Consider the following 17,681-nt stretch of genomic DNA (forward strand, 5'->3'; position numbering starts at 1 on the left):
GGCCCGGCGTGGTCAGCCGAAGGTGGCCTGGCGCGGGCGGAACCGGCCCTCGCGGGGACGTTCACGGTGCGGGCCGACGCGCCCGGCGGCGGGTGCGTCGAGGCCCGCGCGGAACATGCCGTGGGCGATCCGCCGTTCGGCGGCGGCCTCCAGTTCGTCCCGCAGGGCGCCCTCGCGCAGGCGTGCGCCGGGGCCGAGGAGGCTCTCCACGGCCGCGAGGGCGCCCGCGGTGTCGCCGTGGTCCAGGCGTTCACGGATGTCGGGGAGGCATTCCGGGCGGCGGTGCGCCTCGTCGATGACCTGGAGGCAGGGCAGCGGGGTTCCGGTCAGCGCGGCCAGCAGTTCTTCCCGGCGGATCTCGGCCGGGTCGTGGTCCAGCGCCGCCAGCACCCCGTCGACCAGGCCGATCCGGTGCCGGGCGCCCCGGCAGTCCACGACGCGTGGTCCCGCCGAAAGCGCCGGGCCCGGGAACGAGGGCGGGGGCGGGAGGGCCGGCCCGTGGTCCGGGAGCAGCGCGGGGGCGACCAGCGGATGCAGCTGCCCGGCCCCGATCGCACCGGCGCGGACCAGTTCCAGGTCGGGAGGCACCCAGGTCGCCGCGTCCGGCAGTACCGGCAGTGCGGACAGGGCGCCGCCGCGTGTGGGGGCCGAGCCGATCCGCAGGGCGCCCAAGGCACCGCGGCCGTCGGCCCCCGTGTCCGGGTCCGGGTCCGGCTCCAGGACGAGCCACCGCCCGGCACCGATGCGCACGACGACGCCACGGGCGCCGGTACCCGTGCCGCCCGGTGTCCGTCCCTCGGCGCGCAGCAGGAGGTCCGCCTCGGCCGCCCACCGGTCGACGGCGCAGGGACGCATCGGCGGCTCCGTCGCCCCCTGCGGATCGGGCGGGTCGGCACCGGGCGGCAGGTCGGCACCCGACCGGACCCGAAGCTCACCGGCCCGGCGCGCGTCCCACAGATGGCGGTGCAGGTCGAGCCGGAACCGGCGGCGGGGACGGGGGTGCGGGTGCCGTGCGGCGCCAGTGCCCGGGCCGTGGCCGTCCCACAGGGCCAGGCTGATCCGCTGGCCGCCCGCCGCCCAGGCGGGCGGGGTCCGGACCACGAGGTGCACCGCACCGGCGCCGTCGCGGCCCGCCCCGTCGTACCGGGCCAGGGTGCACGTCAGGCCCGGGCGCACCAGCCCGTCCGGAGCGATTCTGGGCATGTGCCAGCGCAGCAGGTCGGGCGCGAGACGGCGTAGGTCGGCCCGGACGCGGGTGGCGAGGTCGTGGCCGTGGACGCGGGCCACGGACCGCAGATCGAGGTCGACGTCGAAGGCCGCGGCGGCACACGCGCCCGCCCAGTCCCCGGCACGGCGGCGGACGGTCGCGGTCTCGATCATGGCGGGCGGCACGGCGTACTCACGCACGCGCCGCCAGAAGGAGAGGCGGGAGTCGGAGGCTCCGTTCGCGAAGTGAGTGGGCATCAGCACTCACCTTGCGCGGACGGGTCCCCCAATCTGCCTGGAGGAGGAGTAGTCATCGCGGGGAGCATAGCCACCGCCGGCCCCGACCGGCCAGGGATTTTCCGGCACCCCGGGACGAAGGCCCCACGGCCGTTCCCGAGGGCGTCCGGGCGCCCACATAATGTGCGCGTGACCGCACCTTCCCCCCACTCCAACTCAGCCTCCGCGCAGCGCTTTTCGGTCGTCGTCGTGGGCGCCGGACCGGCCGGCCTCACCATCGGCGCCATCCTGCGCGCCGCGGGCGTCGACTGTCTGGTCCTGGAGACCGAGACCCGTGAGTTCATCGAACGGCGGCCCCGCGCGGGGGTCATCGAGGAATGGGCCGTACGCGGGCTGGAACGGCGGGGGCTGGCGCGGACCCTGCTGGGGCGGGCGCAGACGCACACCGAGTGCGAGTTCCGGTTCGCCGGGGAGCGGTACCGGTTCGAGTACACCGGACTGACGGGGCAGCACCACTTCGTCTATCCGCAGCAGTTCCTGGTGACGGACCTGGTGCGCGAGTACGCGGACGTGCGCGGCGGTGAGATCCGGTTCGGCGTCCGGGACGTACGCCTGCACGAGCCGGAGTCCGACCGACCCTCGGTGTCGTACGTGTGCCCCGAATCCGGTGAACGCCGCTGCGTTCAGGCGGACTTCGTGGCGGGCTGCGACGGGGCGCGCGGGGTGACGCGGGCGTCGCTGCCCCCGGAGCGGGCCCGGCTCGCCCGGCACGACTACGGCGTCGGCTGGCTGGCGCTGCTCGCCGAGGCGCCGCCGTCCTCGGACTGCGTCGTGTTCGGCATGCACCCGCGCGGTTTCGCCGGCCACATGCCCCGCAGCGCCGAGGTGACCCGCTACTACCTCCAGTGCCCGCCGGGGGACGACCCGGAGAACTGGTCGCACGACCGGGTCTGGACCGAGCTGCGGGAGCGCCTGGGCGCGGCCGGCGCACCGCCGCTCCAGGAGGGGCGGCTGATCGAGCGGCGGGTCCTGGACATGCACAGTTACGTCGTCGAACCCATGGTCTTCGGCCGTCTCTTCCTGGCCGGGGACGCGGCGCACCTGACGGCGCCCATCGCCGCCAAGGGACTGAACCTCGCCCTGCACGACGCGTTCCTGCTCGGCGACGGGCTGGCGGCGCACTTCACGAAGGGCGACGACGCCGGGCTGTCCGGGTACGCGCGGGCGTGCCTCGCCCGGGCCTGGGACTACCAGGAGTTCTCCCAGTGGCTGTCGGAGGTGTACCACGGCACGGCGTCGGGCGACCCGTACCGCGCGGGTGCGGCGCTGGCCAGGCTGCGCCGCCTGTTCGACTCGCCGGTCGCGGCGGCGGAGTTCGCCGAGCGCTACCTGGGCGTGCGGACCGGCGGCTGAGGCCGCCGGTCAGTCGTGCAGCGGCCGGTCGCCGAGCCGGTGGTCGGCGACGTTCAGCGCCTCGTCCACCAGGCGGCGCAGATGCCCGTCGCGCAGCGTGTACACGACCCGGCGCCCCTCCTTGCGGGTGCTCACCAGCCCCGCGAGCCGCAGCCGGGCGAGATGCTGGCTGACCGCGGGCCGGGCCGCGTCGCACGCCTCGGTGAGGGTGGTGACGTCGGCCTCGCCGTCGGTCAGGGCGTGCAGCAGGGTCAGGCGGGTGCGGTCGCCGAGCAGGGCGAGGAGTTCGGCGGCGAGCGCGAACTGCTCCTCGCCCGGTGTGCGCGGGTGCGCATCGTCCGCAGCTGACAGGTGCATGCGTGCGCTCATACGCACATAATGGCGCCGTGGGCGTCACGCGTCCACCCACCGCACCGACCACCGGACACCGACACCGGACCACCGGAAGGGGCACCCCGTGAGCGACCCGCACCGGCAGCACCCCCACGACGGCCACCCCCACACCGCCCACCACTCCCCCGTCGGCAGGTGGCGCCGCCTCGCGCACCGGCTCACCCCGCACTCCCACGAGAGCGCCGCCAAGGTGGACTCCGCCCTGGAGTCCTCGGCCCGCGGACTGCGCGCGCTGTGGGTGTCGCTGGCGGTGCTGGGCGCCACGGCGCTCGTCCAGGCGGCCGTGGTGGCGGTCTCCGGGTCGGTGGCCCTGCTCGGCGACACGGTGCACAACACCGCCGACGCGCTGACCGCCGTACCGCTCGGCATCGCCTTCGTCCTGGGCCGCCGCGCGGCGACCCGGCGCTTCACCTACGGCTACGGGCGGGCGGAGGACCTGGCCGGCATCGTGATCGTCCTGACGATCGCCGCGTCCGCGGTCCTCGCGGCCTGGACGGCGGTGGACCGGCTGCTCGACCCGCGTCCGGTCGCGCACGTCCCGGCGGTCGCCGCGGCCGCGCTGGTCGGCTTCGCGGGGAACGAGTGGGTGGCCCGCCACCGGATCCGGGTGGGCCGGGAGATCGGCTCGGCGGCGCTGGTCGCCGACGGGCTGCACGCGCGGACGGACGGCTACACGTCGCTGGCCGTGCTGCTGGGCGCCGGCGGCGCGGCGCTGGGGTGGCAGCTCGCCGACCCGCTGGTGGGGCTGGCGATCACGGCCGCGATCACGCTGGTCCTGCGGGACGCGGCGCGCGAGGTGTTCCGGCGCCTGATGGACGCCGTCGATCCGGCGCTGGTGGACCGGGCGGAACAGGTGCTGCGCGAGGTACCCGGCGTGCGCGGGGTGGGTGAGCTGCGGCTGCGCTGGGTCGGGCACCGGCTGCGCGCCGAGGTCGCCCTGGTCGTGGACGGCGAGGCGACCGTCCGCCGGGCCCACGGCATCGCCGTCGAGGCCGAGCACGCCCTGTTGCACGCCGTGCCGCGGCTCACCGCCGCGCTGGTCCACGCCGACCCGGCACCGGTGCCGGGCGAGGCGGACCCGCATCTGGCGCTGGCCCACCACGCGCCGGGGTGACGGTCAGGCGACGCCCAGCCCCTCCAGGACGACGGCGCCCGGCAGTTCGGCGAAGGCCTTGCCGGGCACCAGCAGCTTGCCGCGCCGGCGTCCGCTGCCGACGAGGACGTAGGGCAGGTCGACGACGGCCGAGTCCACCAGCAGGGGCCAGTCGCCGGGCAGGCCGACCGGGGTGATGCCGCCGTACTCCATGCCGGTCTCGCCGGTCGCGGTGTCCATCGGGGCGAAGGACGCCTTGCGGGCGCCGAGGTGACGGCGGACGACGCCGTTGACGTCGACGCGGGTCATGGAGAGGACCAGGCAGGCGGCGAGCGTGTTGCCGCCGGCCCGCTTGCCGGTGACCACCACGCAGTTCGCGGAGCGTTCGAGCAGGTCACGGCCGTAGTGCTCGACGAAGGTGGCGGTGTCGGCCCATTCCGGGTCGGTGTCGACGTAGACGATCTGCTCGGCGGGGACGCCGCCGCGCCAGTGGCGTACGGCGTCGGCGACGGGGCGGGTCAGCTCGTCGAGGCAGTCCGGTGCGGGCGTGGCGCTGTCGAAGTTCCCGATGGGTGCGTGCATGGCCGCACGCTAACAACAGCGACCGGCTCGTGGGACGGCCGTCTCAGCGGACGGGCGGCACCGACACCGCCATGATCATCTCCATCGGCTCCGCGCCCTCGTTGCCGTACGTGTGCGGGGTGTCGGACTCGAAGGAGGCGCTGGCGCCGGCCGGGACGCTGTGCGCCGCCCCGTCGACGGTGAGGGTCAGCTCCCCGGTCGTGACGTGCACCATCTCGACCGTGCCGGTGGGGTGCGGGTCGGAGGGACTGCTCTCCCCCGGCATCAGCCGCCACTCCCACATCTCCAGCGGCCCGGGCGCCTCCACCCCGGCGAGCAGCCTGCTGAAGCTGCCGGCGTCGGTGTGCCAGAGGCGTACCGCCTGTTCGGCGGGGACGACGCGGACCTTGGGGCCCTGCTCCCAGTCCAGCAGGGTGGTGATGCTGATGCCGAGCGCGTCGCCGATCTTCACGACGGTGCCCAGGCTGGGGTTGGTGCGGGCCTGCTCGATCTGGATGAGCATGCCGCGGCTGACGCCCGCGCGGGCGGCCAGTGCCTCCAGGGTGAAGCCGCGCTCGGTGCGCCAGCGCTTGACGTTGCGCGCCAGGGACTGGGTCAGCAGGTCGAGGTCCGCCACGTTCCGTCCATTGCCTTCATGAGTTCGTGCACCGTTTCGCGCACCGTTTCGTGCATTATTTTGGATGACGCAGTGCAGTCCAGTGAACTATGGTCTGCTGCACCCGAAGGTTCACCGAACTGTACTGCGAGGCGACCGGATCATGACAGCGCTGTTCGCCCTGGCCACCAGCCTCCTGTGGGGCATGGCCGACTTCGGCGGCGGGGTACTGACCCGGCGCACGCCCGCGCTCACGGTGGTCGTCGTCTCCCAGTCGGTCGCGGTCGTCGTCCTCGGCGCGATCGTGGCCGCGACCGGCGCCTGGAGCGAGGCGTCCGCGCACCTCTGGTTCGCGGTCGCCGCCGGTCTGGTCGGTCCGGTGGCGATGCTCGCCTTCTACAAGGCGCTCGCCCTGGGCCCGATGGGCGTCGTCTCGCCCCTGGGCTCGCTCGGCGTGGCCGTCCCGGTGGGCGTGGGCCTCGCCCTCGGCGAACGTCCCGGGCTGCCGCAGTTCGCCGGCATCCTGGTCGCCGTCGCGGGCGTGGTGCTCGCCGGCGGTCCGCAGCTGCGCGGCGCGCCGGTGCAGCGGCGGACGGTCGCCCTCACTCTCGTCGCGGCCTTCGGGTTCGGTGCCGTGATGGCCCTGATCGCGGAGGCGTCGACCACGCTCACCGGCCTCTTCCTCGCCCTGTTCGTCCAGCGCGTCACCAACGTCGCCGCCGGCGGACTGGCCCTGTGGGTGTCCGTCCGGCGTGGCGCCCCCGCGCTGCCGCCGGAGGGCTTCCCCTGGGGCTCGCTGCCCGCGCTGGGCTTCGTGGGGCTCGCCGACGTCGCGGCCAACGGCACGTACTCGATCGCCGCCCAGCACGGCCCGGTGACGGTGGCGGCGGTGCTGGCCTCCCTGTATCCGGTGGTGACCGCGCTGGCCGCGCGCGGGTTCCTCAGCGAACGGCTGCGCGCCGTGCAGGCGGCGGGCGCGGGCCTCGCCCTGGTGGGCACCCTGCTGCTGGCCACGGGCTGACCCGGCCGCCGCGCGGTCGGGGCGAACGCTCAGCTCTCGGCGGCCGGTTCCGCGAGCCTGCCCGTCGCCTCCGGCCGGTCGTCGTCCAGCTCCGCCAGCCTGGCCAGCGCCTCGCCGTCCAGCCCCGACAACTCCCGCAGCTGTCCCGGCGTGACCCCGTCGGGAATCGGCACCGGGGCCGGGGTCCGCAGCGGCGGCTGCCAGCCCTCGGCGGGGGTCCAGCGCCGTACGACCTTGGCGGGGGCGCCCGCCACCACGGCGTGGTCGGGGACGGTGCCCCGGACCACGGCGCCGGCGGCCACGACCACGTTCCGCCCGATCCGCGCGCCGGGCAGGATCACCGCGCCGGTCCCGATCCAGCAGCCGGGGCCGATCTCGACCGGGTCCATCCGGGGCCACTGCTTGCCGATGGGCTGGTGCGGATCGTCGTAGGAGTGGTTGGTGGAGGTGACGTAGACGTACGGGCCGAAGTAGCAGTCGCTGCCGATGGTGACGGTGGTGTCGGCGATGACGTGGCTGCCGCGGCCGAGGACGACCCCGTCGCCGATGCGCAGGATCGGCTCGGGACCGAGGTCGAGGTCGGGCATGAGCCCGGCGGTCAGCGTGACCTGCTCGCCGATGATGCAGTGGGCGCCGACGTGGATCCAGGGTTCGCCGAAGACCGTGCCGAGCGGGAAGGCGAGCCGGGTGCCCGTGCCCAGCGCGCCGAAGCGGAAGCGTCCGGGGTGCGCGGCGGTGACGGAGCCGGTGCGCTGCACCCAGGCCCAGCCCGCGTGGACGGCCCGCTGCGCCAGGCGGCTCCGCCAGGACGAGAACGTGTTCTTGCGCTTGGGCACCCGCTCACGGTAGTCGGCGGGCGGTGCGGCCATGACCGCGGAGTGCTGTGATCTTCACCCCACCGGGTGGCGTACGGTGCCGTACATCACCCGAACAGGAGGCGGAGATGACGCAGAAGGCGCTGATCACGGGCATCGCCGGCAAGGAGCCCAAGGTGGACGCGGGGGCCTTCGTGGCACCGACGTCCTCGGTCATCGGGGACGTGACACTGCACGCCGGGGCGAGCGTCTGGTACGGCGCGGTGCTGCGCGGCGACGTCGAGCGGATCTCCGTCGGCGCGGACAGCAACGTCCAGGACAACTGCACGCTGCACGCCGACCCCGGTTTCCCCGTCACGGTCGGCGAGCGGGTCTCCATCGGGCACAACGCCGTGGTGCACGGCGCGACCGTCGAGGACGACTGCCTGATCGGCATGGGTGCCACGGTCCTCAACGGCGCGGTGATCGGCGCGGGTTCGCTGGTCGCGGCCCAGGCGCTGGTGCCGCAGGGGATGCGGGTGCCGCCGGGCTCGCTGGTCGCGGGGGTGCCGGCGAAGGTCAGGCGGGAGCTGACGGAGGAGGAGCGGCAGGGGGTGACGCTGAACGGCACGATGTACGCGGCGCTGGCTGGGGAGCATCGGGGCGCGTTGGGGGAGGTTCGGTAGGAGGCCGGGTGCGGGTGGTTCGTGGCTGGTCGCGCAGTTCCCCGCGCCCCTTTGGGGCGCGCTTCTACTCGGCGGCAGAAAGAGGCTGGGCGTTCTTTGCCTTCTTCTTCAGGACCAGCATGGAGGTCACGCCGATGACGACCGCCAGTACCAGGCCCAGCCAGGAGAAGCGCTTCAGCCAGGATTCGGCGACGATTCCGACGTAGTAGATGACGGCGGTGGTGCCGCCCGCCCAGACGATGCCGCCGAGGACGTTGGCGATCAGGAACTTCCAGTACGGCATCCGCAGCACACCGGCCAGCGGGCCCGCGAAGATGCGCAGCAGGGCGACGAAGCGGCCGAAGAACACGGCCCACATGCCCCACTTCTGGAAGGACCGCTCGGCGGTGGCGATGTGCCCCTCGCTGAAGTGTTTGGGGAACTTGCGGCCCAGCCGGGCCAGCAGGGGCCGGCCTCCCTTGCGGCCGATCGCGTACCCGATGGAGTCGCCGATCACCGCGCCCGCGCTGGCACAGGCGCCGAGGACCAGCGGGTCGATGCCGCCGTGCTGCGACGACAGCAGGGCCGCCGACACCAGGATGATCTCACCGGGCAACGGGATGCCCAGGCTCTCCAGACCGATGACCAGTCCGACGACGGCGTACACGGCCACCGCGGGCACCGTGTCGAGCCACTCCTGGACGTGCAACGCGCATCCTCCGCTTCGCGTACCTGTTCCCGGGTGCGCCTCGGCCGAGGCGCACCCGGGAAGCCTACCGGTTCGCGGGAGGTCAGCTGTTGGGACGCAGGGTCCATATGACGGTCATCTCACTGGTCACCGCGCCGTCCTCGCGCCGGATGGCGACGCTGACCGGGAACTCGGGGCGGTTCCCGGCGTCCAGCTCGGCGACGACGTCGGCGGCGGGGCGGCCGAGCGTCGCGGTGGCGGTGACCGGGCCGAGCGCGATCTTCTTGAAGGCGATCTCGGCGGTGACCGGCAGCGGTACGGCCCGGGAGAGCTGGTCCCCGAAGGCGGCCAGCACGATCGCGCCGCTGGCCGACTCGCCCAGGGTGAACATGGCCCCGGCGTGCGGTCCGCCCACGTGATTGCGGTACTCGCTCTGGTCCGGGAGGGCCAGGACGGCCTTCTCCGGGGTGGTCTCCAGGTACTCGAGGTTCAGGGTCCTGACCATCGGCACCGTGGCGGCGAGCAACTCGCCGATCGACATCTGATCTGCGCTCATGAGGGTAGGTTACCCGTGAGTAGCATCCAGGGCCAGGCTGCTTGGAAGATCGTCGTATGCTGTGCGCCCATGTGGCCAGGAGAGCAGTCACCCACCGGCGGACCGGACCCGCGGCAGCCCAACCCGTACCAGCAGCCCGCGCCCTGGAACGCCCCCACGGTCACGTCCGGCGGACCGCCCGGCCGGGGGCCCGGCAACGGCCGTACGAAGGTGGTGGCGATCGTCGCCGCCGTGGCCGTCGTGGTCGCCGCCGCCGTGACCGGGGCCGTCCTCCTGGGCAGCGGCGAGGACGAAGTGGCCCGGCCCGACCCCACCGCCTCCTCACCGGCCGCGTCCCCCGCCGACGACCCGCGCGGTGGCGACGACGACCTCAAGCCGACCGTCGCGGGCTGGAACGTCGTCGCCAATCCCGGCCAGGGCATCGCCTTCGACGTACCGGCCTCCTGGGTGCGCCAGTCGCCCACGTGGGTCACCTACGTCGCGGACGACGACGACCCCGACGAGAAGCCGCTGGTCGCCATGAAGGCCCCCGCCGTCCTTGAGGAGCAGTGGTGCGGGTCGGACGGCGACCGGGACGGCTCGGTCGACTACATGCCGCTGGCCAGTGCGGGCACCCGGGGCAACAACGGCGCGCGGAGCACCGAGGAGATCGCCCGCAAGGACTCGGCGGACTGGGTCTACGGCTCCTTCACCCAGCCGGACCGGGAGAAGGTCTCGACGGGACCGGTGACGTCCTTCACCACCTCCTCCGGCGTCCGGGGCAGCGTCGCCACCTCCCGGTCGTCCGGGGTGGAGAAGAAGGGCAAGTGCGAGGTGAACGGCAAGGCGACCACCTTCGCCTTCGAGTCCGCGGACGGCGACTTCGTCTCCTGGTCGTTCGTCGGCCCCGCGGACGTCGCCGACGAGGTGCCCGACGCCACCGTCCGCAGGATCCTCGCCACCGTCAGGGAGTACACCCCGGCCGACTCCTGAGGAGGCGGTGTGTGCAAGCGGGGACGAACCTTCCGCACTTCGGTACGTCCCTGACAAGGCCCGGTGACCGAATCGTGTCCTGGGCGGCATTAGGGTGACTGCTCATGTGGCCAGGACAGCAGCCGCCCGGGGGCGAGCAGAACCCGCAGAACAATCCGTACCAGCAGCCGGGGTACCAACAGCCGAATCCCTACCAGCAGCCGGGATACCAGCAGCAGCCCGGCCAGTACGGGCAACAGCAGTGGGGGGCGCCGCAGCCCGCCGGGGCGCCGCAGCCGTCGCCGGGCGGTGGCGGTGGCGGGAACCGGACGAAGCTGGTCGCGATCGTCGCGGCCCTCGCCGTGGTGGTGGCCGCCGGTGTCACCGGGTTCCTGGTGCTCGGCGGCGACAAGGACGACCAGGCGGACGACGGCAAGGACAAGAAGCCGTCCGCGAGCGCGTCCGCGGACAAGTCCGAGACCCCGTCCACGGATCCGAGCGCGTCCGGCTCCGACGACAATCCGCGCGGCGGCGACGGGCTGGAGGCGACCGTCGACGGCTGGAAGGTCGTCGCCAACCCGCGCTTCGGCACCATGTTCGACGTGCCCGCGGACTGGGAGATCGACAGCAAGGACACCAGCGTCGGCTTCGAGTGGGAGGAGAAGGGCAAGACCGACCGCACGACGGTCACCGCCCCCGCCTACCTCAAGTCCGAGTGGTGCACCACGGACGAGAACAAGGACGGCCGCAAGGAGAGCACCTCCCTCGCGACCACCGGTACCCGTGGTGAGAGCGGCGCCAAGGACACCGACCAGGCGGCCGAGACGCGGGTGCCGTGGTGGATCTACGGCGGTTACACGCAGCCGGACAAGAAGAGCGTGAAGTACGGCAAGCCGAAGGCGTACACCACCACGTCCGGCATCAAGGGCAGCGTCATCACCGCGTACTCGCAGGGCACGCCCCAGAAGGGCAAGTGCGACACCGAGGGCAAGGCGATCACCTTCGCGTTCAAGAACAGCGCGGGCGATTTCGTCACCTGGAACCTGTACGGCGCCAAGGGCGTCGACGAGGAGGTCCCGGAGGCGACGATCCAGAAGATCCTCAGCACCGTGCGGCTCACCGAGGAACCGCCGACCGAGTCGTAGGCGCCGCTCAGCCGATGCCGAACGCCCCGGCGGGAGGCTCGGGCGACGGTACGGCGTCCGCGTCATGCACCGGCAGCGCGCCGCCGATGAAGTCCCGCAGGGCCGCCCCGTGTTCGACCCTGGCCGGGAAGGCGTCGGCGGCGGTGCGCCGGGCCAGCGCCGGAATGTCAAGGGGCCGGCCCGCGGCGACGAGGACCGCGTTGCCGAACCGGCGCCCGCGCAGCACCCCCGGTTCGGCGATCAGCGCCAGCTCCTCGAAGAGCGTGGCGAACCCGGCCAGCTGGCCGCGCAGGAAGCCGAACGGCGCCCCGTCGGCGAGGTTGGCCACGTACACGCCGTCGGCGCGCAGCACCCGTGCCGCCTCGCGGGCGTACTCGACGGAGGTCAGCTGCGCCGGCACGCGTGAGCCCCCGAAGACGTCGGCGACCAGCACGTCGGCCGAGTCCGCGGGGGCGGCGGCCAGCCAGACGCGGGCCTCGGCGCCGTGCGCGGTGATGTCCGCGCCGTCCGGCAGCGGCAGGTGCTCGGCGACCAGGTCCAAAAGCCCCCGGTCCGCCTCCACGACGTCCTGGCGCGAGCCGGGCCGGGTCGCGGCCAGGTACCGCGGCAGGGTGAACGCGCCGCCGCCGAGGTGCAGCACGTCCAGCGCGCGGCCCGGCTCGGCGACGGTGTCCAGGACGTGGCCGAGCCGGCGCGTGTACTCGAACTCCAGGTGCGCCGGCTCGTCCAGGTCGACGTAGGACTGCGGCGCCCCGTCCACGGTGAGCAGCCAGGCCCGCCGCCGGTCGACGTCGGGCATGAGCTTGGCGGCGCCGTGATCGGTGACGCGGCTTACGGGTATGGCTTCGTTCACCATTCCATTGTGCCTGCGCACAAGCGCCCCAAAGGGGCGCGGGGAACTGCGCGACCAGCCACAACGGCCCCGCAGTCCCCCACCCACATCAAGGGGCACTCACCCGACGGCCGTCACCGTTCCCGCCCCCACGGTCCTCCCACCCTCACGGATGGCGAACCCGAGCCCGGTCTCCAACGGCACTTCCCGCCCCAACTCGACCGTCATCGTGACGGTGTCACCGGGCCGGGCGACGGCCACCTCCCCGAGGTCGACGTCTCCGACGACATCAGCCGTACGGATGTAGAACTGCGGCCGATACCCCGTGGCGACGGGCGTCGAACGCCCACCCTCCCGCGCCGACAGCACATACACCCGCGCCGAGAAACGCCGCGCGGGCACCACGCTGCCGGGCGCCGCGACCACGTGCCCCCGGCGCACGGCGTCGCGACCGACACCCCGCAGCAGCAGCGCGACGTTGTCCCCGGCCTGGGCCTCCTCCATCGGCTTGCCGAAGGTCTCCAGGCCGGTGACCACCGTCTCGACGGACGCCCCGAGCACCTCGACCCGGTCGCCGACGCGGATCGTGCCGCGCTCGACCGCGCCGGTGACGACCGTGCCGCGGCCGGTGATGGTGAGCACGTTCTCCACCGACAGCAGGAACGGCGCATCCAGGTACCGCTCGGGCATGGGCACATACGTGTCCACGGCGTCGAGCAGCGCCTCGACGGACGCCGTCCACCGGGGGTCGCCCTCCAGGGCCTTGAGTCCCGAGACCCGCACGACGGGCACGGAGTCGCCGCCGTAGCCGTGCGCGGTGAGCAGCTCGCGGACCTCCAGTTCGACGAGGTCGGTCAGCTCCTCGTCCCCGGCGTCGGCCTTGTTGAGCGCGACCACGATGTGGTCGACGCCGACCTGCCGGGCGAGCAGGACGTGTTCGGCGGTCTGCGGCATGATCCCGTCCAGCGCGGACACGACGAGGATCGCCCCGTCGAGCTGGGCGGCGCCGGTGACCATGTTCTTGACGTAGTCGGCGTGGCCGGGCATGTCGACGTGCGCGTAGTGCCGGGTGTCGGTCTCGTACTCGACGTGCGCGATGTTGATGGTGATGCCGCGCGCCGCCTCCTCCGGGGCGCGGTCGATGCGGTCGAACGGCACGAACGTGCCGGCGCCGCGCTCGGCGAGGACCTTGGTGATGGCGGCGGTCAGGGTGGTCTTGCCGTGGTCGACATGGCCCATCGTGCCGATGTTCAGATGCGGTTTGGTGCGGACGTACGCCGTCTTGGACATGGCGGTACCTCGAAGCCTCGTGGCGGTGGTGGGGACCCCGGTGTCCGGCCGACCCTCCCCCTGGGGGGTCCGCCGGAGTGTCCGGGGAGGGTCAGCTTCGGGCGCCGTCGGCGGCGGCCGGGAAGAAGAAGAGGACGGCAGCCTTCGGCGCATCCGCGACGGCGGATGCTGCGAGGTGGAAGGCGTACCGGAACATGAGGCAGATCTTCGCCGACGCCCTGTTCCACGTCGAATGGTTTTTGAGAGTGGTTTTTGAGAGAACGAGGGTGCGCGCAGTGGCGTGTTGAACAGGGCGGAACCGGCAGGGTGCGGGGCGGGGATTCACTCGGCTGTGACGCCCGTGAGACACTCCATACGGCGATCACACACATTTGTCGGTTAGTGTCACCGGATGCTCGATGCCACCACCCGCTCTGGGGGCACCGCCACGGTCACTCCCCGGGCCGCCGCAACGGAGCTCGCCGTCGCCACCGCCGGCGGGCCGGTCCCACCGGCCGCACCGACCGGGTTCGCCGCCCGCGTGACCAGAGTCCTGCTCTCCCCGTGGTCCCGGCTCTCCCTGCTCGTCGCCCTGCTGGCCTCGGCCGCGACCACGGTCCTGCTCTTCCAGCCGCAGCAGTTGCTCACCGACGGCTGGCCGCCACAGCTCGGCGGAGCCGCGGCGGCCGTCGCCTACGCGGTCGCGTACGGGCTGTGCACCGTCGCCTTCGTGCCGCGTCCGCTGCTGAACCTGGCCGCGGGTGCGCTGTTCGGTTCGCAGCTCGGCCTCGCCTCGGCGCTGGCGGGTACGGTGCTCGGCGCCGGGATCGCCTTCTGCCTGGGCCGGGTGCTGGGCCAGGAGGCGCTGCGTCCGCTGCTGCGGGGCAAGTGGCTGAAGGCCGCGGACGGGCAGCTCAGCCGGCACGGCTTCCGCTCGATGCTGGCGGCCCGGCTGTTCCCCGGGGTGCCGTTCGCCGCGGCCAACTACTGCGCGGCGGTCTCCCGCATGGGCCTGCTCCCCTTCCTCCTGGCGACGGGACTGGGGTCCATCCCCAACACCGCCGCCTACGTCGTCGCCGGGGCCCGCGCCTCGACGCCGACCTCTCCGGCCTTCCTGATCGCGCTGGCCTGCATCGCCCTGCCGGGTCTTGCGGGCGCGGCGGTAGCCTGGCGCAAGCGGCACCGGCTGCGCGAACGCTGACGGCGCGTTACACGGCCTCCAGGATCATGGCGTTGGCGAGGCCGCCCGCCTCGCACATGGCCTGGAGTCCGTAGCGCGCTCCGCGCTCCCTGAGGGCGTGGACGAGGGTGGTGGTCAGGCGGGTGCCGCTGGCGCCGAGGGGGTGGCCCAGCGCGATGGCCCCGCCGTGCACGTTGACCTTGTCGAGGTCGGCGCCGGTCTCCTGCTGCCAGGCGAGCACCACGCTCGCGAACGCCTCGTTGACCTCGAACAGGTCGATGTCCGCCAGGGAGAGCGACGCCCTGCGCAGCACCTTCTCGGTGGCGGGGATCACGCCCGTCAGCATCAGCAGCGGGTCGGAGCCGGTGACGGCGAAGCTGTGCAGGCGGGCGAGCGGGCGCAGGCCGAGGCGGGCGGCGGTCTCGGCCGAGGTGATCAGCACGGCCGAGGCGCCGTCGTTGACCGGGCTGGCGTTGCCCGCGGTGACGTTCCACTCGATCTGCGGGAAGCGCTCGGCGAAGGCCGGGTCGTGGTAGGCGGGCCGGAGACCGGCGAGGACCTGCACGCTGCTCGCGGGGCGTACGCACTCGTCGCGCGAGACACCGTCCAGGGGCGCGATCTCGGCGTCGAAGCGGCCCGACTCCCAGGCCGCGGCGGCCTTCCGGTGCGAGGAGACGGCGAAGGCGTCCATCCGCTCCCGGGAGAGCGACCACTTGGCGGCGATCAGTTCGGCGCTGATGCCCTGCGGGACGAGTCCCTCCGGGTAGCGGGCCGCGACGCCGGGGCCGAAGGGATCGGTGCCGGCCGGCACGTTCGACCACATCGGGACGCGGCTCATCGACTCGACCCCGCAGGCGACGACCAGGTCGTACGCCCCGGCCAGGACGCCCTGCGCGGCGAAGTGGACGGCCTGCTGGGAGGAGCCGCACTGCCGGTCCACGGTGGTCGCGGGCACCGACTCGGGGAAGCCGGCGGACAGCAGGGCGTAGCGGGTGGTGTTCATGGCCTGCTCGCCGACCTGGTCGACGGTGCCGCCGATGACGTCGTCGATCAGCGCCGGGTCGACGCCGGACCGCTCGACGAGGGTGCGCAGCGTGTGCGCGAGGAGTTCCACGGGGTGGACGTGGGCGAGGGCACCGTTCGGCCTGCCCTTGCCCATCGGGGTGCGTACGGCTTCGACGACGACTGCTTCACGCATGCTGCGGGCCTCCGGCTGCCGGCGACTACCAGTGAGTAGGATTTCTGGACTCACTCTAGTCCTGCGAGTTGGAAAAGCAAACCCTCCCTTATGCTGGGCGTCATGGCCGCCGCCCCCAAGAACCCGCGCCCCTGCTCGATCGCCGACACCCTGGCGCTCGTCGGGGAGAAGTACTCCCTGCTCGTCCTGCGCGAGGTCTGCCTCGGCAACGGCCGCTTCGACCAGCTGGTCCGCAACACCGGCGCCCCGCGCGACATCCTCGCCACCCGGCTGCGGCGGCTCCTCGACGCGGGCATCCTGACCAAGCAGCCGTACAGCGAGCGCCCGCAGCGCTTCGAGTACCGGCCGACCCGGGCGGGCCTTGAGCTGGAACCGGTGCTGATGACCCTCATGGCCTGGGGCGACCGGCACCTGCGCGCGGACGACGACCGCCCCATGGTGATCGAGCACATCTGCGGCAGCGAACTGGTCCCGCGGATCACCTGCCGCGCCTGCGGCGACACCGTCCGGCACGAGGACCTGACCGCCCATCCGCAGGCCGACGGCTGGACCGTGACGGGCCCGACGGCCGCCTAGGAGCCCTTCCACCCCTGTGGGCCGGACTTCACTTTGGGGCGCTACGCTGCCCCTCGGCACAGCCGGTCCCGATCATCCGACTTCGGGGTCCGGCGCGCCCATCGCCCTTTTCTCGCTCGGCACTTGGACTCCGTAACTTCATGTCTTGGTTCGAATCACTCATCCTCGGACTCGTCCAGGGGCTGACCGAGTTCCTCCCCGTGTCCTCCAGCGCGCACCTGCGCCTGACGGCGGCGTTCTCCGGCTGGCACGACCCGGGCGCCGCCTTCACGGCGATCACGCAGATCGGCACCGAGGCCGCGGTCCTCATCTACTTCCGCAAGGACATCGGGCGCATCATCTCGGCGTGGACACGGTCGCTGACCGACAAGTCGATGCGCCACGACCCCGACGCGCGCATGGGCTGGCTGGTGATCGTCGGCTCGATCCCGATCGGCGTGCTCGGCCTGACCCTGAAGGACCAGATCGAGGGGCCCTTCCGCGACCTGCGGATCACCGCGACGATGCTGATCGTCGTCGGTGTGATCATCGGCATCGCGGACCGGATGGCCGCGCGGGACGAGAAGGGCGGCCGGCACCGCGCTCCCAAGCAGCGCAAGGAGCTGGAGAACCTGACCGTCCGCGACGGCCTGATCTACGGCCTCTGCCAGGCGGCGGCCCTCATCCCCGGCGTCTCCCGCTCCGGGGCCACGATCAGCGGCGGCCTCTTCATGGGTTACCGGCGCGAGGCGGCGGCCCGGTACTCGTTCCTGCTCGCGATCCCGGCGGTGCTCGCCTCCGGGCTGTTCGAGCTGACGGACGCGATGGAGAGCGACCACGTGTCCTGGGGACCGACGCTGTTCGCGACGGTCATCGCCTTCGGCACCGGATACGTGGTGATCGCATGGTTCATGAAGTTCATCTCGACCAAGAGCTTCATGCCGTTCGTCTGGTACCGCATCGCGCTCGGCATCGTCATCATCGCCCTGGTCAGCACCGGCGCCCTCAGCCCGCACGCCGCGGAGTCGGCCGGCTGACCGCCACCGCTTCTGTAGCCGTCCGGTAGCGCACTGTCAGTGCTTGCCCCTAGGCTTGTCCGCATGTCCCCCGATTACGCGACTCCTGGTTCCGTGCGCTCCGCCGCGGAACTGAACGAGAAGATCCGTGCGCTCTGGCGCCGCGCGGGCGGGACCCTGTCGGCACAGGAGCGTGTGGAGTACGAGTTGCTGGTGGTCGAGTGGGCGACCGCGATCCGCGGCGAGGTCATCGAGGCCGCCTGACCCGGAGCGCCCGCCCCGGCACCCCACC

20 protein-coding genes are annotated in these 17,681 nt (G+C 73.0%); 10 read left to right on the plus strand and 10 right to left on the minus strand.

Annotated elements, in window-relative coordinates; all coding sequences use genetic code 11:
- Positions 1–12: 12 nt before the first annotated feature.
- Complete coding sequence (locus tag ACFC1X_RS21105) at positions 13–1,464, minus strand: hypothetical protein (protein WP_376355780.1); 1,452 nt, start codon at positions 1,462–1,464, stop codon at positions 13–15.
- Positions 1,465–1,632: 168 nt separating this feature from the next.
- Here ACFC1X_RS21105 and ACFC1X_RS21110 point away from each other — a divergent pair, with 168 nt between their 5' ends.
- The gene (locus ACFC1X_RS21110) at positions 1,633–2,856 is read left to right on the plus strand and encodes a 4-hydroxybenzoate 3-monooxygenase (protein ID WP_376355782.1); all 1,224 of its coding nucleotides are present in this window, start codon (positions 1,633–1,635) and stop codon (positions 2,854–2,856) included.
- A 9-nt stretch (positions 2,857–2,865) separates the two neighbouring features.
- On the opposite strand, the gene ACFC1X_RS21115 is transcribed toward ACFC1X_RS21110, so the two are convergent.
- Entirely contained in the window at positions 2,866–3,225 is a 360-nt protein-coding gene (locus ACFC1X_RS21115) for an ArsR/SmtB family transcription factor (protein WP_376355783.1), read from the minus strand.
- Between the two features lie 88 nt (positions 3,226–3,313).
- Here ACFC1X_RS21115 and ACFC1X_RS21120 point away from each other — a divergent pair, with 88 nt between their 5' ends.
- Positions 3,314–4,363 carry a cation diffusion facilitator family transporter gene (locus tag ACFC1X_RS21120; RefSeq protein WP_376355785.1) on the plus strand — a complete coding sequence of 350 codons (1,050 nt, stop codon included), beginning with the start codon at positions 3,314–3,316 and terminating at the stop codon, positions 4,361–4,363.
- A 3-nt stretch (positions 4,364–4,366) separates the two neighbouring features.
- Here the strand turns inward: ACFC1X_RS21120 and ACFC1X_RS21125 are convergent, their stop codons facing one another.
- Both ACFC1X_RS21125 and ACFC1X_RS21130 read right to left on the minus strand, forming a co-directional pair.
- On the minus strand, positions 4,367–4,924 hold the full coding sequence (locus ACFC1X_RS21125; protein WP_376355787.1) for a YbaK/EbsC family protein: 558 nt from the start codon (positions 4,922–4,924) through the stop codon (positions 4,367–4,369).
- 43 nt (positions 4,925–4,967) lie between these two features.
- Positions 4,968–5,540, minus strand: coding sequence for a helix-turn-helix domain-containing protein (locus tag ACFC1X_RS21130; RefSeq protein ID WP_376355788.1), 573 nt, complete (start codon positions 5,538–5,540; stop codon positions 4,968–4,970).
- 142 nt (positions 5,541–5,682) lie between these two features.
- On the opposite strand from ACFC1X_RS21130, the gene ACFC1X_RS21135 reads away from it, so the two are divergent.
- Positions 5,683–6,540 carry a DMT family transporter gene (locus ACFC1X_RS21135; RefSeq protein WP_365640647.1) on the plus strand — a complete coding sequence of 286 codons (858 nt, stop codon included), beginning with the start codon at positions 5,683–5,685 and terminating at the stop codon, positions 6,538–6,540.
- Between the two features lie 29 nt (positions 6,541–6,569).
- Here ACFC1X_RS21135 and ACFC1X_RS21140 read toward each other — a convergent pair whose 3' ends face one another.
- A complete protein-coding gene (locus ACFC1X_RS21140; RefSeq protein ID WP_360889311.1) occupies positions 6,570–7,376 on the minus strand; it encodes an acyltransferase in 807 nt (268 codons plus the stop codon).
- Between the two features lie 107 nt (positions 7,377–7,483).
- Between ACFC1X_RS21140 and ACFC1X_RS21145 the strand changes: the two genes are divergently transcribed.
- Positions 7,484–8,020 carry a gamma carbonic anhydrase family protein gene (locus ACFC1X_RS21145; protein WP_376355789.1) on the plus strand — a complete coding sequence of 179 codons (537 nt, stop codon included), beginning with the start codon at positions 7,484–7,486 and terminating at the stop codon, positions 8,018–8,020.
- Positions 8,021–8,084: 64 nt separating this feature from the next.
- On the opposite strand, the gene ACFC1X_RS21150 is transcribed toward ACFC1X_RS21145, so the two are convergent.
- Positions 8,085–8,708, minus strand: coding sequence for a DedA family protein (locus ACFC1X_RS21150; RefSeq protein WP_376355791.1), 624 nt, complete (start codon positions 8,706–8,708; stop codon positions 8,085–8,087).
- A gap of 82 nt (positions 8,709–8,790) precedes the next feature.
- On the minus strand, positions 8,791–9,228 hold the full coding sequence (locus tag ACFC1X_RS21155) for a DUF4442 domain-containing protein (protein WP_376355918.1): 438 nt from the start codon (positions 9,226–9,228) through the stop codon (positions 8,791–8,793).
- Positions 9,229–9,312: 84 nt separating this feature from the next.
- On the opposite strand from ACFC1X_RS21155, the gene ACFC1X_RS21160 reads away from it, so the two are divergent.
- Both ACFC1X_RS21160 and ACFC1X_RS21165 read left to right on the plus strand, forming a co-directional pair.
- Positions 9,313–10,215 carry a hypothetical protein gene (locus tag ACFC1X_RS21160; RefSeq protein WP_376355920.1) on the plus strand — a complete coding sequence of 301 codons (903 nt, stop codon included), beginning with the start codon at positions 9,313–9,315 and terminating at the stop codon, positions 10,213–10,215.
- 104 nt (positions 10,216–10,319) lie between these two features.
- On the plus strand, positions 10,320–11,339 hold the full coding sequence (locus ACFC1X_RS21165) for a hypothetical protein (protein WP_376355793.1): 1,020 nt from the start codon (positions 10,320–10,322) through the stop codon (positions 11,337–11,339).
- 7 nt (positions 11,340–11,346) lie between these two features.
- Here ACFC1X_RS21165 and ACFC1X_RS21170 read toward each other — a convergent pair whose 3' ends face one another.
- Together ACFC1X_RS21170 and tuf are read right to left on the minus strand one after the other, a co-directional pair.
- Complete coding sequence (locus tag ACFC1X_RS21170; protein ID WP_376355795.1) at positions 11,347–12,192, minus strand: spermidine synthase; 846 nt, start codon at positions 12,190–12,192, stop codon at positions 11,347–11,349.
- A gap of 99 nt (positions 12,193–12,291) precedes the next feature.
- Positions 12,292–13,461 (minus strand): elongation factor Tu, encoded by a 1,170-nt coding sequence (gene tuf, locus ACFC1X_RS21175; protein ID WP_376355797.1) that lies wholly within the window; start codon positions 13,459–13,461, stop codon positions 12,292–12,294.
- Between the two features lie 391 nt (positions 13,462–13,852).
- Here tuf and ACFC1X_RS21180 point away from each other — a divergent pair, with 391 nt between their 5' ends.
- Complete coding sequence (locus ACFC1X_RS21180) at positions 13,853–14,641, plus strand: TVP38/TMEM64 family protein (protein ID WP_376355798.1); 789 nt, start codon at positions 13,853–13,855, stop codon at positions 14,639–14,641.
- 7 nt (positions 14,642–14,648) lie between these two features.
- Here the strand turns inward: ACFC1X_RS21180 and ACFC1X_RS21185 are convergent, their stop codons facing one another.
- On the minus strand, positions 14,649–15,818 hold the full coding sequence (locus ACFC1X_RS21185; RefSeq protein WP_376355800.1) for a thiolase family protein: 1,170 nt from the start codon (positions 15,816–15,818) through the stop codon (positions 14,649–14,651).
- A 102-nt stretch (positions 15,819–15,920) separates the two neighbouring features.
- On the opposite strand from ACFC1X_RS21185, the gene ACFC1X_RS21190 reads away from it, so the two are divergent.
- From ACFC1X_RS21190 to ACFC1X_RS21200, 3 genes are all read left to right on the plus strand, one after another.
- Positions 15,921–16,394 (plus strand): helix-turn-helix domain-containing protein, encoded by a 474-nt coding sequence (locus ACFC1X_RS21190; protein WP_361355632.1) that lies wholly within the window; start codon positions 15,921–15,923, stop codon positions 16,392–16,394.
- Positions 16,395–16,534: 140 nt separating this feature from the next.
- Positions 16,535–17,410 carry an undecaprenyl-diphosphate phosphatase gene (locus ACFC1X_RS21195; protein ID WP_376355802.1) on the plus strand — a complete coding sequence of 292 codons (876 nt, stop codon included), beginning with the start codon at positions 16,535–16,537 and terminating at the stop codon, positions 17,408–17,410.
- A gap of 63 nt (positions 17,411–17,473) precedes the next feature.
- Positions 17,474–17,653, plus strand: a complete 180-nt coding sequence (locus ACFC1X_RS21200) for a hypothetical protein (RefSeq protein ID WP_079163440.1) — start codon at positions 17,474–17,476, stop codon at positions 17,651–17,653.
- Positions 17,654–17,681 lie beyond the last annotated feature (28 nt).

This window comes from Streptomyces sp. NPDC056128 (assembly GCF_042263835.1).
GTDB lineage: Bacteria > Actinomycetota > Actinomycetes > Streptomycetales > Streptomycetaceae > Streptomyces.

Excerpts from the sequence above, each read along its gene's own strand:
- ACFC1X_RS21180 (WP_376355798.1), top strand. The coding sequence starts at position 13,853 with ATGCTCGATGCCACCACCCGCTCTGGGGGCACCGCCACGGTCACTCCC.
- ACFC1X_RS21155 (WP_376355918.1), bottom strand. The coding sequence starts at position 9,228 with ATGTCGATCGGCGAGTTGCTCGCCGCCACGGTGCCGATGGTCAGGACC.
- ACFC1X_RS21185 (WP_376355800.1), bottom strand. The coding sequence starts at position 15,818 with ATGCGTGAAGCAGTCGTCGTCGAAGCCGTACGCACCCCGATGGGCAAG.
- ACFC1X_RS21165 (WP_376355793.1), top strand. The coding sequence starts at position 10,320 with ATGTGGCCAGGACAGCAGCCGCCCGGGGGCGAGCAGAACCCGCAGAAC.
- ACFC1X_RS21105 (WP_376355780.1), bottom strand. The coding sequence starts at position 1,464 with ATGCCCACTCACTTCGCGAACGGAGCCTCCGACTCCCGCCTCTCCTTC.
- ACFC1X_RS21160 (WP_376355920.1), top strand. The coding sequence starts at position 9,313 with ATGTGGCCAGGAGAGCAGTCACCCACCGGCGGACCGGACCCGCGGCAG.
- tuf (WP_376355797.1), bottom strand. The coding sequence starts at position 13,461 with ATGTCCAAGACGGCGTACGTCCGCACCAAACCGCATCTGAACATCGGC.
- ACFC1X_RS21145 (WP_376355789.1), top strand. The coding sequence starts at position 7,484 with ATGACGCAGAAGGCGCTGATCACGGGCATCGCCGGCAAGGAGCCCAAG.
- ACFC1X_RS21195 (WP_376355802.1), top strand. The coding sequence starts at position 16,535 with ATGTCTTGGTTCGAATCACTCATCCTCGGACTCGTCCAGGGGCTGACC.
- ACFC1X_RS21190 (WP_361355632.1), top strand. The coding sequence starts at position 15,921 with ATGGCCGCCGCCCCCAAGAACCCGCGCCCCTGCTCGATCGCCGACACC.
- ACFC1X_RS21115 (WP_376355783.1), bottom strand. The coding sequence starts at position 3,225 with ATGAGCGCACGCATGCACCTGTCAGCTGCGGACGATGCGCACCCGCGC.
- ACFC1X_RS21135 (WP_365640647.1), top strand. The coding sequence starts at position 5,683 with ATGACAGCGCTGTTCGCCCTGGCCACCAGCCTCCTGTGGGGCATGGCC.
- ACFC1X_RS21200 (WP_079163440.1), top strand. The coding sequence starts at position 17,474 with ATGTCCCCCGATTACGCGACTCCTGGTTCCGTGCGCTCCGCCGCGGAA.
- ACFC1X_RS21125 (WP_376355787.1), bottom strand. The coding sequence starts at position 4,924 with ATGCACGCACCCATCGGGAACTTCGACAGCGCCACGCCCGCACCGGAC.